The 15,744-nt window shown below is 62.2% G+C and carries 14 protein-coding genes and 1 pseudogene; 4 read left to right on the top strand and 11 right to left on the bottom strand.

Going from position 1 to position 15,744, the window contains the following annotated elements; all coding sequences use genetic code 11:
- Positions 1-61: 61 nt before the first annotated feature.
- Positions 62-316 carry a 30S ribosomal protein S16 gene (rpsP, locus tag P3T20_RS12075; protein ID WP_074263786.1) on the bottom strand — a complete coding sequence of 85 codons (255 nt, stop codon included), beginning with the start codon at positions 314-316 and terminating at the stop codon, positions 62-64.
- A gap of 399 nt (positions 317-715) precedes the next feature.
- Here rpsP and P3T20_RS12070 point away from each other — a divergent pair, with 399 nt between their 5' ends.
- A complete protein-coding gene (locus P3T20_RS12070; protein ID WP_074263785.1) occupies positions 716-1,159 on the top strand; it encodes a TM2 domain-containing protein in 444 nt (147 codons plus the stop codon).
- Positions 1,160-1,229: 70 nt separating this feature from the next.
- On the opposite strand, the gene P3T20_RS12065 is transcribed toward P3T20_RS12070, so the two are convergent.
- Positions 1,230-2,360 carry a PA0069 family radical SAM protein gene (locus P3T20_RS12065; protein WP_429286969.1) on the bottom strand — a complete coding sequence of 377 codons (1,131 nt, stop codon included), beginning with the start codon at positions 2,358-2,360 and terminating at the stop codon, positions 1,230-1,232.
- A gap of 112 nt (positions 2,361-2,472) precedes the next feature.
- Positions 2,473-2,961: an Lrp/AsnC ligand binding domain-containing protein gene (locus tag P3T20_RS12060; RefSeq protein WP_074263741.1), complete on the bottom strand. Its 489-nt coding sequence runs from the start codon at positions 2,959-2,961 to the stop codon at positions 2,473-2,475.
- 169 nt (positions 2,962-3,130) lie between these two features.
- Between P3T20_RS12060 and P3T20_RS12055 the strand changes: the two genes are divergently transcribed.
- Positions 3,131-4,417: a D-amino acid dehydrogenase gene (locus tag P3T20_RS12055; RefSeq protein WP_074263740.1), complete on the top strand. Its 1,287-nt coding sequence runs from the start codon at positions 3,131-3,133 to the stop codon at positions 4,415-4,417.
- Between the two features lie 144 nt (positions 4,418-4,561).
- On the opposite strand, the gene P3T20_RS12050 is transcribed toward P3T20_RS12055, so the two are convergent.
- From P3T20_RS12050 to P3T20_RS12025, 6 genes are all read right to left on the bottom strand, one after another.
- A complete protein-coding gene (locus tag P3T20_RS12050; protein ID WP_074263739.1) occupies positions 4,562-6,352 on the bottom strand; it encodes an acyl-CoA dehydrogenase in 1,791 nt (596 codons plus the stop codon).
- A 103-nt stretch (positions 6,353-6,455) separates the two neighbouring features.
- Positions 6,456-7,391, bottom strand: coding sequence for an electron transfer flavoprotein subunit alpha/FixB family protein (locus P3T20_RS12045; RefSeq protein ID WP_074263738.1), 936 nt, complete (start codon positions 7,389-7,391; stop codon positions 6,456-6,458).
- A 13-nt stretch (positions 7,392-7,404) separates the two neighbouring features.
- On the bottom strand, positions 7,405-8,154 hold the full coding sequence (locus tag P3T20_RS12040) for an electron transfer flavoprotein subunit beta/FixA family protein (protein WP_074263737.1): 750 nt from the start codon (positions 8,152-8,154) through the stop codon (positions 7,405-7,407).
- A 244-nt stretch (positions 8,155-8,398) separates the two neighbouring features.
- Positions 8,399-9,199 (bottom strand): MetQ/NlpA family ABC transporter substrate-binding protein, encoded by an 801-nt coding sequence (locus P3T20_RS12035; RefSeq protein WP_074263736.1) that lies wholly within the window; start codon positions 9,197-9,199, stop codon positions 8,399-8,401.
- A gap of 47 nt (positions 9,200-9,246) precedes the next feature.
- The gene (locus tag P3T20_RS12030; protein ID WP_074263735.1) at positions 9,247-9,900 is read right to left on the bottom strand and encodes a methionine ABC transporter permease; all 654 of its coding nucleotides are present in this window, start codon (positions 9,898-9,900) and stop codon (positions 9,247-9,249) included.
- Complete coding sequence (locus P3T20_RS12025) at positions 9,890-10,924, bottom strand: methionine ABC transporter ATP-binding protein (RefSeq protein WP_074265957.1); 1,035 nt, start codon at positions 10,922-10,924, stop codon at positions 9,890-9,892. The genes P3T20_RS12030 and P3T20_RS12025 overlap by 11 nt, the downstream gene beginning before the upstream one ends.
- A gap of 246 nt (positions 10,925-11,170) precedes the next feature.
- Here P3T20_RS12025 and P3T20_RS12020 point away from each other — a divergent pair, with 246 nt between their 5' ends.
- Positions 11,171-12,118, top strand: a complete 948-nt coding sequence (locus P3T20_RS12020) for an alpha/beta hydrolase (RefSeq protein WP_074263734.1) — start codon at positions 11,171-11,173, stop codon at positions 12,116-12,118.
- Positions 12,119-12,186: 68 nt separating this feature from the next.
- Here P3T20_RS12020 and P3T20_RS12015 read toward each other — a convergent pair whose 3' ends face one another.
- Positions 12,187-13,086, bottom strand: coding sequence for an enoyl-CoA hydratase (locus P3T20_RS12015; RefSeq protein ID WP_254368776.1), 900 nt, complete (start codon positions 13,084-13,086; stop codon positions 12,187-12,189).
- 88 nt (positions 13,087-13,174) lie between these two features.
- Positions 13,175-14,098: a histone deacetylase family protein gene (locus tag P3T20_RS12010; RefSeq protein ID WP_074263733.1), complete on the bottom strand. Its 924-nt coding sequence runs from the start codon at positions 14,096-14,098 to the stop codon at positions 13,175-13,177.
- A gap of 215 nt (positions 14,099-14,313) precedes the next feature.
- Here P3T20_RS12010 and mltB point away from each other — a divergent pair.
- Positions 14,314-15,537, top strand: a pseudogene (gene mltB / locus P3T20_RS12005) (lytic murein transglycosylase B); the annotation flags it as partial.
- Between the last annotated feature and the right edge of the window lie 207 nt (positions 15,538-15,744).

Raw genomic sequence — 15,744 nt, 5'->3', positions numbered from 1 at the left:
CGCGCATCGGACACCTCGCGCAAGCTGCGCGAGCCGCCGGCGATGCACATGCTAGCTACCATTAAGCAGCCGGCTGCGCCTTTTGCGCTTCTTTCACGAGACGCTCGACCGTCGGCGACAGTTGCGCGCCAACGCCTTGCCAGTACGTCAGGCGGTCTTGAGCGATACGCAGCGACTCACCCTTCGTAGCGATCGGGTTGTAGAAGCCAACGCGTTCGATGAAGCGGCCGTCACGACGGTTACGCGAATCGGTTGCGACGATGTTGTAGAACGGGCGCTTCTTGGAGCCGCCACGAGCCAAGCGGATGATGACCATACTAGAATCCTTGAAAACCGGGGTTCGGAACCACTGAAACAGGCGATTATAGCGGGAAACTGAAGCCATAACAAACACTTACGGGGAAAACTAGCATTCATCGTTGCGCTGGGGCTGTCGTCCGTCCGGCCGGCCCTCTTCAAATCGCCCGATCACCTGACGGAAAGCCCGCAAACCTCGCCTCGCTACCGTACCGCCCGCCGCCCTTTCCGCCCGGTTCCCGCCTGTCGCACGGGCCCGACTTACCGCGTCACCTACGAGGCAACCTGGGCGTCAGCGAATTCCATCAATCAGCTTGCGACGTGGCCTGCGCCACGCCGCGGGGCGTAGAATGCGCCTCGGTCCGCGCACCGTTGCGCACCAGTCCTCACGACCGCCCGTCACTGAACTCTTGCCCCCATGTCCACACGCGTTTCGAATTCACCGCGCTTCAGGTCCAAGACGATTACCGCGGCACTCGCCTTCTTCTTCGGCAGCCTCGGCGCGCACCGTTTCTACTTATATGGAAAGCGCGACCTGTATGGCTGGATTCACCTGATCTGTACGCTGTTCGGCATTCCGGGTGTTCTGCTGCTGATCCTCACCCAGCGGACCTCGGCGCTCGGTTGGGTGCTGGCGGTCCCGGGCGCAATCTCACTGTTTTCCGCATTCCTTGCAGCGATTGTCTACGGACTGCGTCCCGACGAAAAGTGGGATGCGCAATTCAACCCGCAGAGCGCGCAAAGCAGCCGTTCCGGCTGGCCGGTGATCTTCGTCGTGATTTTCTCGCTGTTCATCGGCGCCATGCTGATGATGGCGAGCCTTGCCGTTGCATTCGATACCTATTTCGAATCGTCGATGTAGGCGATTCGAGGGGCTTCGGCAGAACAGATCGATTTAACGAGCTGACGGCGCCAACCCTCGTACGCCCCAGCTAAAAGAGATCCATTTGCCCGTCGTCGCGCGCCGGGATCGGCGCCGGCGGCTGCGCGCGGACAAACTGCGACATATCCAGAATGCCTCGCCGACGCTCGTTCAGACCGAGCCGACGCGCGGCTTTATGGAAGCGCTGATTCATCAGATCGGCCCACAAACCCTCACCTTTCATTCGTGTGGCAAAGGAGGCGTCGTAGTCCTTGCCACCGCGCATGTCGCGCACGCGGTTCATGACCCGCTCGGCCCGATCCGGGAAATGCGCTGCGAGCCAGTCTTTGAATAGCGGCGCGACTTCCCACGGCAGACGCAGCACGATATAGCTCGCATTGGTCGCCCCCGCTTCCGCACACGCCTCCATGACCCGCTCCATGTCAGGCTCGGTGACGAACGGAATTACTGGCGCAATACTGACGCCCACCGGAATTCCGGCCTCGCTCAGCGTGCGGATTGTGCGCAGCCGCCGTGCCGGCGTTGCTGCTCGTGGTTCGAGCGTGCGGGCAATCTCGGCATCCAGCGTGGTGATGGTGATGGCCGCCATGAACTGGCCGCGCTCCGCCATAGGTACAAGCAGATCCAGATCGCGCTCGATCAATGACGACTTGGTAATAGCCGCAAACGGATGACCGCGCGCGTGCAACACCTCGATTACCCGTCGCGTGAGACCCAACTCGCGTTCGACCGGCTGCCAGGCATCCGTATTGACGCCGAGTGCGATCGGCTCCGGCACGTACGACTTCTTCGAAAGCTCCCGTTCGAGCAGTTCCGGCGCGTTGACCTTGGCGTAAATGCGGCTCTCGAAATCGAGTCCCGGCGATAGCCCCAGATAACTATGGGTAGGTCGCGCGAAGCAATAGATGCAGCCGTGTTCGCAACCGCGATAAGGATTGAGCGAGACGTTAAACGGGATGTCGGGCGATGCGTTGCGGGTCAGGATGGTTTTGGCACGCTCTTCAAAGATCTGCGTGCGCAACTTGGGTGAACTGCCGTCCTCTTCCTCATTTAGCGCCCAGCCGTCGTCCACCGCTTCGCGCTGGTCAAGCTCATAGCGGCCTTGCAGGTTCGTCACGGCACCGCGCCCTTTGTGGGGCGTAGGCGGAGCGATCGGATATTCGGGGACGGAATCAGTCACGGCGAGGTCAGGCCAAAACAGAAAACGGAAACGAAAAAACGGCTTACCGGTACTGTATAAATATACAGTGTTTGAGCCGTTTGTCGAGTCCCGTCTTTACCTTACCGGCGGCCTATTCGCCCACCGCGATCGTCAAGGTTTCCTTGATTTCTTCCATCACCACGTAGCTCTTCGACTGCACCGCCCCGGGCAGCTGCAGCAGGATATCGCCGAGCAGCTTCCGGTAGTCGGCCATCTCGCCAATGCGGGCCTTGATGAGGTAGTCGAAGTCGCCCGACACCAGATGACACTCGAGCACCTCGGGAATCTTCTGCACCTCGCGGCGAAACTGGTCGAACATGTTGCCGCTCTTGTGGTCGAGCGTAATCTCGACAAACACCAGCAGCGCAGCGCCCAGCTCAGCCGGATTGACACGCGCGTGGTAGCCGGTGATCACGCCGTCGCGCTCCATCCGCTTGACCCGTTCGATGCACGGCGTAACCGACAGCCCAACCTGTTCGGCGAGGTCTTTCATCGCCATCCGGCCGTCCTGCTGAAGCAGCCTGAGAATCTTGTGATCGAGCTTGTCGAGCGCACGGATCGGTTGACGGTGTGTTCGCATGGTCTTTTTACTAAAAATCTGAAAAATACAATAACAAAACCTACCTGACACTCAATACTATAGCGGATAACACTGGGCTGAAAGCGTATCACCTCGTTAATCGAATTATCTACAAACGAGCTGATTTCTCCAAGGACGCGCGAGCCCCAAAGAACCTTCTGGAGCAGCTATGCGAGTCGTCGTTTTGGGCAGTGGCGTCGTCGGGGTGACGAGCGCTTATTATCTTGCACGCGCCGGTCATGAAGTCACGGTGATCGACCGCGAAGCCGGTCCGGCGCTCGAAACGAGCTTCGCCAACGCTGGCCAGATCTCGCCGGGCTACGCGTCGCCGTGGGCCGCGCCGGGCGTGCCGATGAAGGCTGTCAAGTGGATGTTCCAGAAGCACGCGCCGCTTGCCATCCGCCTCGACGGCACGCAATTCCAGTTGCAATGGATGTGGCAGATGCTGCAGAACTGCACGTCGTCGCGCTATGCGGTCAACAAGGGCCGTATGGTGCGCCTTGCCGAATACAGCCGCGACTGCCTGCAGGCCCTGCGCGCCGACACCGGCATCCAGTACGAAGGCCGTACCGGCGGCACGCTGCAGGTGTTCCGCACGCAGCAGCAATTCGACGGCGCCGCGAAAGACATCGCCGTGCTGAAAGACGCTAATGTGCCGTTCGAACTGCTGTCGCCGGACGAACTCGCGCGTGCCGAGCCAGCACTCGCTGCAACTGCCCACAAGCTGACGGGCGGCCTGCGTCTGCCGGGCGACGAAACCGGCGATTGCCAGATGTTCACCACGCGCCTCGCGGCGCTGGCTGAAGAACTGGGCGTGACATTCCGCTACAACACGCCGATCGACGCGCTCGCCATGGCGGGCGGCCGGATCGCCGGCGTGCAATGCGGTAGTGAACTGGTACGCGCCGACGCGTTCGTAGTGGCGCTCGGTTCGTATTCGACGAAGTTCCTCGCGGACATCGTCAAGATTCCGGTGTATCCGCTGAAGGGCTATTCGATCACCGCGCCAATCGTCAATGCCGCGGCCGCGCCGGTGTCGACCGTGCTCGATGAAACCTACAAGATTGCGATTACGCGTTTCGACGACCGGATTCGCGTCGGCGGCATGGCGGAGATTGTTGGCTTCGACAAGTCGCTGCGTCAGGCGCGTCGCGAGACGCTCGAGATGTGCGTGAACGACCTGTTCCCGGGCGGTGGCGACACGGCCAAGGCTAGCTTCTGGACCGGCCTGCGTCCGATGACCCCGGACGGCACGCCGATTGTCGGCCGCACGCCGGTGTCGAACCTGTTCCTGAATACCGGCCATGGCACGCTCGGCTGGACCATGTCGTGCGGCTCGGGCCAACTGCTGGCGGACCTGATGTCGGGCAAGCAGCCTGCCATTCAGGCGGACGACCTGTCGGTGCATCGCTACCTCGGCGAAACGGGTGGTGCAACGCGTCCGGCTTACGCCTGAGCGATTTGGCAAGTTACCAACCGGAACGACAGTAACGCTGTCCGCCCCTCTCAAAACAAACGGCGCCTGCAAGCTTCCAGGCGCCGTTTGTTTTTCGCGTGATCTCATCGATCACGCAGTCTCGCACTCAATTCACGCGCAACGTCAAAACTGATCCTCCGACAGCGCCAGCACACCCTCATCCCCCTTCGCGCTGACAATCGCCACTTCAAGCGCGACCGCCTGCGGCAGCACATGCTCCGCGTAGAACTGCGCGGTCGCGATTTTCGCCCCATAGAACGACGGATCTTCGGTACGCTTCTCCGCAGCCACCAGCAACGCACGCGCCATCTGCCAGCCGCCGAGCACGATGCCCGCCAGTTTCAGATACGGCACGCTGCCGGCAAACACCGCATTCGGATCGCGCTTCGTGTTGGCGACAACAAACTCCACCGCCGCCGTCAACGCACGATGTCCCTGCGCGAGCTGACGCCGCATCGACTCGAAAGCCGCGCCTTGCTGCGAGCCGAGTGCTTCGACCGTTTGCGCAATACCGTCCAGCAGCGACTTCGCCACCGCGCCACCGTCACGCAACGTCTTGCGTCCAATGAGGTCATTCGCCTGGATCGCGGTGGTGCCTTCGTAAATCGGCAGAATCCGCGCGTCGCGATAGTACTGGGCCGCGCCGGTCTCTTCGATAAACCCCATGCCGCCATGCACCTGCACGCCGAGACTGGTCACGTCGATCGACAACTCCGTGCTCCAGCCCTTTACGATCGGCACGAGGAACTCGTAGATCGCCTGGTGCTCGTTGCGCTTCGCTTCGTCCGGGTGACGGTGCGCGATATCGCAATGCGCGGCGGCGACGTAAGCGAGTGCGCGCGAGCCTTCGGTCAACGCACGCATCGTCGCGAGCATGCGGCGCACGTCGGGGTGATGAATGATCGAAACCGACTGCCTGGCCGAGCCATCGACCGGCCGGCTTTGCACGCGGTCTTTGGCGTACGCGACCGCCTTCTGATACGCACGGTCCGATACGCCCACACCCTGCATGCCCACTGCAAAGCGCGCGGCGTTCATCATGATGAACATGTACTCGAGACCGCGATTCTCTTCGCCGATCAGATGACCGATCGCGCCACCGTGATCGCCGAACTGCAGCACGGCCGTCGGGCTCGCCTTGATACCGAGCTTGTGCTCGATCGACACGCAATGCACGTCGTTGCGCTCGCCGAGCGAGCCGTCGTCATTGACGAGGAACTTCGGCACGATAAAGAGCGAAATACCCTTCACGCCTTCCGGCGCACCCGGCGTGCGGGCCAGCACGAGATGGGCGATGTTCTTCGCCATGTCGTGCTCGCCCCAAGTGATGAAAATCTTGGTGCCGAACAGTTTGAACGAGCCGTCGCCCTGCGGTTCGGCACGCGTGCGCACCAGCGCGAGATCCGAGCCGGCCTGCGGCTCGGTGAGGTTCATCGTGCCGGTCCATTCGCCGGAGATCAGCCTAGGCACATAGGTCTGTTTCTGGGCCTCCGTGCCGGCAGTCAACAGCGCTTCGATCGCGCCGTCGGTGAGCAGCGGACATAGCGCGAAGGAGAGATTGGACGCGTTGAGCATTTCGACGCACGGCGTTGCGATCAGCTTTGGCAACCCTTGACCTTCGTAGTCCAAAGGATGTTGCACACCCTGCCAGCCTCCCTCGGCGAATTGCCGGAACGCCTCGGCAAAACCCGGCGTTGCCGTGACCTTGCCGTCCTTCCAGCTACTGGGGTTGCGATCGCCTTCGACGTTCAACGGCGCCAGCACTTCGCCGCACAGCCTGGCCGATTCTTCGAGCACGGCCTGCGCGGTGTCGAGGTTGGCATCTTCGAAACCGGGCAACTTCGCAATGTCTTCGAGTGCGGCCAGTTCTTTCATCACGAACAACATGTCCTTGACGGGCGCCGTATAGCTCATTTCAGTTCTCCTCCTGCCTGCGATATAAAAAGGGACGCTGGACTTATCGGTCCCTGCGTCCCTTCGTTTGCTGCCAGACGCCTTTTTTATGGCGCTGTTATGGTCAGCCGAGTTCGCTCACCAGTTCCGGCACTACCGTGAACAGATCGCCCACCAGACCGTAATCGGCGACGCTGAAAATCGGCGCTTCCGGATCCTTGTTGATCGCCACGATGACCTTCGAGTCCTTCATGCCGGCCAGATGCTGGATCGCACCCGAGATGCCCACCGCGACGTACAGTTGCGGCGCGACGATCTTGCCCGTCTGGCCCACCTGATAGTCGTTCGGCACAAAGCCGGCGTCCACTGCGGCACGCGAGGCACCTAGTGCCGCGTTCAGCTTGTCCGCCAGCGGCTCGAGCACCTTCGTATAGTTCTCGCCACTGCCCAGACCCCGGCCACCGGAAACGATGATCGACGCCGACGTCAGCTCTGGACGGTCCAGCTTCGTGACTTCACGGCTCACGAACTGCGACAGGCCGCTGTCGGCTGCGGCTTCGATCTTCTCGACCGCTGCGCTGCCACCTTCTGCTGCCACCGGGTCGAAGCCGGTGGAACGCACCGTGATGACCTTGACCGGATCGCTCGACTGCACCGTTGCGATCGCATTACCTGCGTAGATCGGGCGCTCGAACGTGTCGGCGGAATCCACGGCGGTGATATCGCTGATCTGTGCGACGTCGAGCTTCGCTGCGATACGCGGGGCGATGTTCTTGCCGTACGCGGTAGCGGGCGCGAGGATATGCGAGTAGTCCTTCGCGATGTTCAGCACCGTCGCTTCGACGTTTTCCGCGAGGCCTGCTTCGAGTTGCGGCGCATCGGCCAGCAACACCTTGGCGACACCTGCGACCTTGGCTGCAGCGTCCGCCGCGCCCTGCGCGTTGTGACCTGCGATCAGCACGTGCACATCGCCGCCAATCTTGGCTGCCGCTGCCACCGTGTTCAGCGTCGCAGCCTTCAGCGATGCGTTGTCGTGTTCCGCAATTACCAGAATCGTCATTTCGTCCGTCTCCTCACAGCACCTTGGCTTCGGTCTTGAGCTTCTCGACCAGCGTCTTCACATCGGCGATCTTCACGCCAGCGGAGCGCTTGGGCGGCTCGACGACTTTCAGCGTCTTCAGGCGCGGAGTCACGTCAACACCGAGGTCTTCCGGCTTGAGCGTCTCCAGCGGCTTCTTCTTCGCCTTCATGATGTTCGGCAGCGTGACGTAACGCGGCTCGTTCAGGCGCAGATCCGTGGTGACCACAGCCGGCAGCGTCAGCGACAGCGTTTCCGCGCCGCCGTCCACCTCGCGCGATACCGTTGCCTTGCCATCAGCCACGACAACCTTCGACGCAAATGTCGCCTGCGGCAACCCTGCCAGGGCAGCCAGCATCTGGCCGGTCTGGTTCGAATCGTCGTCGATGGCCTGCTTGCCGAGAATGATCAGCGATGGCTGTTCCTTGTCGACCAGCGCCTTGAGCAGCTTGGCGACAGCCAGCGGCTGCAGTTCTTCCGACGACTCGATCAGGATCGCGCGATCCGCGCCGATCGCGAGCGCCGTGCGCAACGTTTCCTGCGCCTGCGTCACGCCCGCCGACACGGCGATCACTTCGGTCGCCACGCCCGCTTCCCGCAGACGCACCGCCTCTTCCACGGCGATCTCGTCGAACGGATTCATCGACATCTTTACATTCGCAATGTCGACGCCCGTGCCGTCCGATTTCACCCGGACTTTCACGTTGTAGTCGACCACTCTCTTCACTGGCACCAGGATTTTCATGCACACGCTCCAAAGTTACGAATACGTCAACCCAACGGACATTATAACGACTGGCTCTCGGCGACAGCCGTGCCGCAGGCTGGTTTACATCGAGGATAGCGCTCCTCAGCGGCGTGACAGCAATAACGAACGATCGTTCTATTTTAATCCCGAAAAAACCCGGGTGACAACCCCGGGTTCCGATTCGCGACTCTAATTCATCGTTTGCCGTCGATAGAACTCATGCGGTATCTGACGGTGGGCCTTACCAGGAGGCGATCACCGCGCCGCCGTACTTCGTGTCGATGTACTGCTTCACTTCCGGCGAGTGATACGCCGCGACCAGCTTCGCGACCCAAGGCTTGTTCCGGTCAGCCTCTCGAATTGCGATGACATTCACGTACGGCCCCTTGGGATCCTCGATCGCAATCGCGTCCTGTTTCGGCTTCAGCCCCGCTTGCATCGCGTAGTTGGTGTTGATCGCCGCCGCATCCACGTCGCCGAGCGAGCGCGGGATCTGCGCAGCGTCGAGTTCGACGATCTTCAGCTTCCTGGGATTGTCGACGATATCCAGCGGCGTGGCCTTCAGGCCGGCATCAGTCCGCAGCTTCAGCAGTCCTTGCTTTTGCAACAGCAGCAGCGCGCGGCCACCGTTGGTCGGATCGTTCGGCACGGCGATCTTCGCGCCCGGCTGCAACTCGGCGAGCGACTTGATCTTCTTCGAGTAGATGCCCATCGGGAAGGTCACCGTATCGGCAATGCGGATCAGTTTGTAGCCGCGATCCTTCACTTGCGCTTCGAGGTAGGGGTCGTGCTGATAACTGTTGGCGTCGAGATCGCCACTGGCGAGCGCGGCGTTCGGCTGCACGTAGTCCGCGAATTCGACGATCTTGATGTTCAGACCGTTCTTCGCGGCGACGTTCTTCACCACGTCCATCAACTCCGCGTGCGGACCGCCCGTGACGCCGACCTTGATCGTGTCGTCAGCGTAAGCCGCAGTGTTGGCGGCGAATAATGTTGCCGCGCCGAGAGCGGCCGCGACCTTCAGAATAAAACGACGTTGCATGACTGACCTTCTCCAATCCCTTCAAACGGGTTTCGCCAACCCTTGTTTTATTTATGGCTCAGACGCCGCACGAGCCAATCCCCGAAAGACTGCACCAACTGGACAAACACGATCAGGATCAGCACCACCGTCCACATCACGTCCGGCTCGTAACGCTGATAGCCATAACGGATGCCCAGATCGCCGAGGCCGCCGCCGCCGATTGCGCCGGCCATCGCCGAGTAGCCCACCAGCGACACGAACGTAATCGTCAGACCGGCGACCACGCCAGGCCACGATTCCGGCAACAGCACCTTGAAGACGATCTGACTGGTGGTAGCACCCATCGCCTGAGCGGCTTCGATCAGACCGCGGTCTACTTCACGCAGCGCCGTTTCCACCAGACGCGCGATGAACGGCGCCGCGGCGATCGTCAACGGCACGACGGCCGCAGCGGTACCAATCGACGAACCGACCACGATGCGCGTAAACGGAATCACAGCGACCAGCAGGATGATGAAGGGCGTCGAACGCACCGCATTGATGACGACACCCATCGAGCGATTCAGCGCGACGTTCTGCAACACGCCCTGACGGTCCGTCAGATACAGCAGCACGCCGAGCGGCAAGCCCACCGCAGCGCCCACCAGTCCGGAGATGCCCACCATGATGAGCGTCTCCCAGAACGACTGGACGAACATATCCAGCATTTCACTCAACATAGGACATTTCCTCCACCACCACGCCTTGCTCGCGCAGATACGTCAGCGCCTGCGCTACCTTCTCCGGTTCGCCACCGGCGAGCACCGCGAGCGAGCCGAATGCCTGCCCCTGGATCTCGTCGATCTGGCCGTGCAGGATGTTGAAATCGAGCTCGTAGCGACGAATCGTTTCAGAAAGGATCGGTTGATCGACACCCGTGCCCGTGAAAGCGAGCCGCAGCAGATGGCCGCGGCCGGTCTTCAGGCGCTCGGCAACGCGCGCCTTCAGCGCAGGCGGCAGCTCCTGGGCGATCACGTCGCCGATCAGCGCGCGTGTCACTTCGTGATGCGGCTGCAGGAAGACATCGATGACCTTGCCGTGTTCGACGACCTTGCCCGCATCGAGCACCGCGACGCGGTCGCAAACCTGCTTGATCACATCCATCTGATGGGTGATCAGCACGATAGTCAGGCCGAGCTCGCGATTGATGCGCTCGAGCAGTTCGAGAATCGAGCGGGTGGTTTCCGGATCGAGCGCCGAGGTGGCCTCGTCGGACAGCAACACCTTCGGCTTGCTGGCAAGCGCCCGGGCAATCCCCACACGCTGTTTCTGGCCGCCGCTGATCTGCGCCGGATAACGGTCTTTCTGCGCGGTGAGGCCAACCAGTTCCAGCAGCGGCAGCACGTTCGCGTCGATCTCGTCGCGCTTCATGCCGGCGAGCTCGAGCGGCAACGCGACGTTCTCGTACACGGTGCGCGATGAGAGCAGGTTGAAATGCTGGAAGATCATGCCGATCTCGCGACGCGCCTCGCGCAGTTGCGCGGCGGAGAGCGTCGTGAGATCGCGGCCGTTGACGACGATATTGCCTTCGGAGGGGCGCGTCAGCAGGTTGATGGTGCGAACCAGCGTGCTCTTGCCCGCGCCGCTGCGGCCGATGATGCCGAACACCTCGCCCGCCGGAATCGACAGGTTGACCTTGTGCAACGCCTCAACCCAGCCCCGGGGCCCAGCGAAGCGCTGGGAAATATTACGTATTTCGATCATGAAAAAACGAAACGGCGGAACTGCCCGCGAGCGTAGATGCGCTCCCGGCAAGCGGCCGCCGTGACTTTTATTTGGGATTTGAGCCGCGATTCTACCGCAGCGTCGACATTCCCTTTAATAATCAATTCCGATCTTTTCATAACTGGGAGGAATTAGAGGCGAGTCCCGCGCGCGGTGCTCGCGCGTGTCACGAGCGTGCGGCTATGATCGGGCGCATCAGAACCACAATGAATAAACACGGCGGATATGGAGACTACTCAGGACAACAATGCTCGGCCGTCGCCTGCGGGTGCGGCAGGAGCAGCGGGAGATGCAGGCGGTGCGACCGGTGTGGACGCCGTGAAACGAGGCGGTGCGGCCGCGTTGTCGACTGTCACGACCCGCGACGGAACCGAGTTGCCGCTGTACCGTTGGCCCGCCGTCGGCGGCCGGCGGGCGACGGTCGCACTGGTTCACGGGCTAGCGGAACATGCAGGACGCTACGCGGCGCTCGCCGGGCGACTGAACGCCGCCGGCATCGAACTGCTCGCCATCGACCTGCGCGGCCATGGCAGCGCGCCCGGCAAGCGGGCCCGCATCGAGCGCTTCGACGACTATCTGCTCGACGCCGAGGCCTTGCTCAGCGTCGCCGCGCACGACAATGCCCCGTTGTTTCTGATGGGCCACAGCATGGGCGGGGCAATTGCCGCGCTATATGCCATCGAGCGTCTGCCGGGCAGTGGTCATAAGTTGGCGGGTCTCATCCTGTCGAGCCCCGCACTCGCCCCAGGGCGCGACGTACCGCGCTGGATGCTGACCATGAGTCAGATCATCAGCCGCGTCTGGCCAGGCTTTCCGGCCATGAAGATAGACGCGGCGCTGCTCTCGCGCGACCCCGCAGTGGTCGAGGCGAATCGCAACGATCCATTGGTGCACCACGGTTCGATTCCCGCGCGCACCGGCGCGGAGATTCTGCTGGCAATGCAGCGTATCGAGCGCGGCCGTGCGGGTTTGCGTGTGCCATTGCTGGTGTACCACGGCACCGCTGACAAACTCACGGAACCCGAAGGTAGCCGCGTTTTCGGCAAGCATGCCGGTTCGCCCGATAAAACGCTCACGCTGCACGAAGCGAGCTATCACGAAACGATGAACGACCTCGACCGCGAGCGGGTGATCGGTGAACTGATTGGATGGATTGAGGCGCATTGCAGTTGAGCCTCGTATAACCGATGCGCAGTGAGGGATGCCTGTGCGCGGCGCCAGCACGCCGGGAGCTCTCAAACTCAGCGGTGCCAGTCCGGGGCCCGCTTGTCGATGAAGGCCTGGACGCCTTCGAGCGCGGACTCGTCCATCATGTTGCAAGCCATCGTCTGGCCAGCGAGCTGATACGCTGCCTCGACGCCCATCTCGAGTTGGCGGTAAAAGAGGCCCTTGCCGGCGCGTACCGCCTCGACGGGCTTCGCGCAAATGCTCGACGCCAGCGCGGCGACTGCCGCATCGAGTTCGTCCGCTGCTGCAACGCGGTTGATGAGGCCTTGCTGACGGGCCTCGTGCGCATCGATGAAGTCGCCGGTCAGCAACATTTCGAGCGCCGCCTTCCGCGACAGATTACGTGACAACGGCACCGCAGGCGTCGCGCAAAACAGCCCCAGATTGACCCCGGATACCGCAAAGCGCGCCGTGTCGGCCGCAACAGCCAGATCGCACATCGCGACCAGCTGGCAACCGGCGGCGGTCGCAATCCCATGTACACGTGCAATCACCGGTTGCGGCAAGCGCTGGATCGCCAACATCAGCTTCGTGCAGCGGCTGAACAGCGCCTGATAGTAGGCAAGCGATGGCTTCGAACGCATCTCTTTCAGATCGTGTCCCGCGCAAAAGGCGCGACCCGCGCCTTCGATCACCACAACGCGCGCATCCGTTTGCGCGATGGACGCGAGCGCGTCCTGCAACGCGTCGAGCAAGGCCTCGGACAACGCGTTAAACGCCTCGGGCCGGTTCATCGTCAAACGCACGACACCGAGGACGCCATAGGCATCATGCGTAACCTCGACGAGTGCTGCGCCGTTTGCCGCCTCAGGAGTTTTGGCGACGCAGGATTCTGCAGCGCCTGCTCCTCCCCTGCCGGCTCCCGAAGCGCTTGTGCCAGCCATGCCAGAGGTTTGATTGTCCGAATTCATCATCCACCCTCGCTTTGGTTCGCCCAGTTCACCCGGCGCTCCGACCTCGCGAAGAAGTCCGCGAACACCGCTCAGAGGCGCATCGACGCAATCAGATCTCCGCCAGCGCCTTCAAGTGCGCGACCACGCTGCGCCCAAGCGCCGACAGGTTATACCCACCCTCCAGACAGCTCACGATCCGCCCATTCGCATGTCGGTTGGCGATCTCGCGAACCTGCTCGGTCAGCCACACGTAGTCGGCCTCGACGAGGCCCATATTGCCGAGATCGTCCTCGCGATGCGCGTCGAAACCCGCCGACACGAACACCATCTCCGGCTTGAACGCATGCAGGCGCGGCAGCCACAGCATGTCCACCGCCTCGCGCACTTCCATGCCCTTCGAGCGCGCCGGCATCGGCACGTTGACCATGTTGGGCGCCTGATTGTCGGCCCCGGTGTATGGATAAAACGGATGCTGGAAGAAGCTGCACATCAGCACCCGCGAGTCGCCGGAAAAAGCGGCCTCGGTGCCGTTGCCGTGGTGGACGTCGAAATCGATAATCGCCACCCGCTGCAGACCATGCACTTCCAACGCATGACGCGCCGCGATCGCAACGTTGTTGAAGAAGCAGAAGCCCATCGCACGGGCCGGCTCGGCGTGGTGACCCGGTGGGCGCACGCTGCAGAAGGCGTTGTCGTAGCGTCCCTCAATGACGGCATCGGTCGCGGCCACCGCGGCACCCGCGGCACGCAGCGCGGCTTGCCAGGTGTGCGGATTCATCGACGTGTCCGGGTCGATCTCCGCGTAACCTGCGTCTGGTGAACGGCTCCGCACATAGTCGACGTGCGCCTGGGTATGTACGCGCAGGAGCGCGGCTTCATCGGCAAGCGGCGGCGACTCGCGTTCGATCAGCGCGTCGATCCGGCTTGCGATCAGTTGATCTTCGATTGCCTGCAGGCGCGCTGGACATTCCGGATGCCATGCGCCCATCTCGTGCAGCAGGCAGTCTGCGTGGGAATAGAAGGCTGTTGCCATGATTCTCTTCTGCGACGCGTCGCGCGAACGCGAACCGCGTGTCTCCGTCCAAAGGCGCGCACGTGCGGCGCGCCCAACACCATCAAGTTACCACACCCTCTGCACGCTTCGGACTGTAGCAACGGTTCTGCACAGTTCTGCAATGGGCCTCGGGTATACTGCCCCGTAATCTTCTGCCGCCCTCCGACCCCTTCGCACTGCGCTCCCAGTTCACTATGACCGTTAAGCTTGCTCTGTCCGCACGAAACCGGCTATGCATCCAGAACATGGCCGCTGCGCTATACGTTGCATGGTGCGCGTTCGCGGCAGCCAGTCCGGCCGAGGCACAGACCAGCGTCGCCAGACCTCCGTTGCTGGTCGCGCAAAGTCAGCCCCAGCAGGCGGTACCGCAAGGGCAGACCTTTGAAGAAGAGATCATTCCGCAGCGCTACGCAAACAATCCGGATGTCGACGGCTTTATCAACGACATGGTGGCGCGCTATGACTTCGATCCCACCGCGTTGCACGCGCTGTTTGCCGGCGTCAGCTACTCGGCGACCGCAGTCAAGCTCGTCACGCCGGCGCCGTCGACCGCGCCGTCCGTGAAGAACTGGCGCTCCTATCAGGCGCGCTTCCTCGATCCGATCCGCATCAACGCGGGTGTGCGCTTCTGGCGTAACAACCAGGCCACACTGCAGCGTGCCTATGAGCAATTCGGCGTGCCGCCGGAAGTGATTGTCGGCATTCTCGGCGTGGAAACCATCTACGGGCGCTTCATGGGCAACTTCCGCGTGCTCGACGCGCTGACGACCCTCGCTTTCGATTACCCGAACACCCCGAACCGCGCCGATCGCGAGCAGACCTTCCGCAAGAATCTCGAGGACTATCTGGTCTGGACCCGCGACTCGCAAATCGATCCGACCTCGGTGCTCGGCTCGTACACCGGGGCCATCGGTATTCCGCAATTTCTGCCGAGCAGCATCGTGCAGTATGCGATCTCGTATGACGGCAACAAGCAGATCGATTTGCGCAACAGTCAGGCTGACGCAATCGGCAGTGTGGCAAATTATCTGAAACAGAACGGCTGGGAAAACGGTCGACCGGTGGTGTGGAACATCGGCTCGGATGCCGGCAGCCAGGGTATCGCGCAAGCTGGCGCGGATGGTCAACCCGAACCGCACTGGCCGCTCGAGCAATTGCTGCACGCCGGCATGCTGCTCGATCAGCCGGGCCTCGATATGAACGCCGAGGCCGCCACGCCGGTGACGATCATCGACTTGCCCACGCCCGGGATGCCTACCGAATACAAGCTGGGGTTGAAGAATTTCTACGTGCTGACGCGCTATAACCGTAGCTTCTTCTATGCGCTGTCGGTGTATCAGCTCGGCGAGAGAATCAAGGCCCAACTGGAGGCGTCCGGCGATCTGGACAACCACGGCGCACCTGGGTCCACGCCGCCGGGGTTGGTGCCACAGGGTGCGGTGCCGCCTGGTTCGATGGCGCCAGGGGCGCTGCCGCAGGGTGCGATGCCGCCAAACTCCGTCACTCGGAATTCAATGCCGCCGTCTTCGATGCCAGCGGGTTCGTTGCCGCCCTCTTCCGCGCCCGCGACGATGGCCGTGCCTCCTTCGGCCAGCCCGATGCCTCCGCCGATGGGTATGCCTGCG

Source organism: Paraburkholderia sp. GAS206C, from assembly GCF_050435645.1.
GTDB classification, from domain to species: domain Bacteria; phylum Pseudomonadota; class Gammaproteobacteria; order Burkholderiales; family Burkholderiaceae; genus Paraburkholderia; species Paraburkholderia phenazinium_B.
This window is presented reverse-complemented; position numbering and strand designations above follow the sequence as displayed.

Excerpts from the sequence above, each read along its gene's own strand:
- rpsP (WP_074263786.1), bottom strand. The coding sequence starts at position 316 with ATGGTCATCATCCGCTTGGCTCGTGGCGGCTCCAAGAAGCGCCCGTTC.
- P3T20_RS12010 (WP_074263733.1), bottom strand. The coding sequence starts at position 14,098 with ATGGCAACAGCCTTCTATTCCCACGCAGACTGCCTGCTGCACGAGATG.
- P3T20_RS12060 (WP_074263741.1), bottom strand. The coding sequence starts at position 2,961 with ATGCGAACACACCGTCAACCGATCCGTGCGCTCGACAAGCTCGATCAC.
- P3T20_RS12020 (WP_074263734.1), top strand. The coding sequence starts at position 11,171 with ATGGAGACTACTCAGGACAACAATGCTCGGCCGTCGCCTGCGGGTGCG.
- P3T20_RS12045 (WP_074263738.1), bottom strand. The coding sequence starts at position 7,391 with ATGACGATTCTGGTAATTGCGGAACACGACAACGCATCGCTGAAGGCT.
- P3T20_RS12050 (WP_074263739.1), bottom strand. The coding sequence starts at position 6,352 with ATGAGCTATACGGCGCCCGTCAAGGACATGTTGTTCGTGATGAAAGAA.
- P3T20_RS12035 (WP_074263736.1), bottom strand. The coding sequence starts at position 9,199 with ATGCAACGTCGTTTTATTCTGAAGGTCGCGGCCGCTCTCGGCGCGGCA.
- P3T20_RS12040 (WP_074263737.1), bottom strand. The coding sequence starts at position 8,154 with ATGAAAATCCTGGTGCCAGTGAAGAGAGTGGTCGACTACAACGTGAAA.
- P3T20_RS12015 (WP_254368776.1), bottom strand. The coding sequence starts at position 13,086 with ATGATGAATTCGGACAATCAAACCTCTGGCATGGCTGGCACAAGCGCT.
- P3T20_RS12070 (WP_074263785.1), top strand. The coding sequence starts at position 716 with ATGTCCACACGCGTTTCGAATTCACCGCGCTTCAGGTCCAAGACGATT.
- P3T20_RS12030 (WP_074263735.1), bottom strand. The coding sequence starts at position 9,900 with ATGTTGAGTGAAATGCTGGATATGTTCGTCCAGTCGTTCTGGGAGACG.
- P3T20_RS12025 (WP_074265957.1), bottom strand. The coding sequence starts at position 10,924 with ATGATCGAAATACGTAATATTTCCCAGCGCTTCGCTGGGCCCCGGGGC.
- P3T20_RS12055 (WP_074263740.1), top strand. The coding sequence starts at position 3,131 with ATGCGAGTCGTCGTTTTGGGCAGTGGCGTCGTCGGGGTGACGAGCGCT.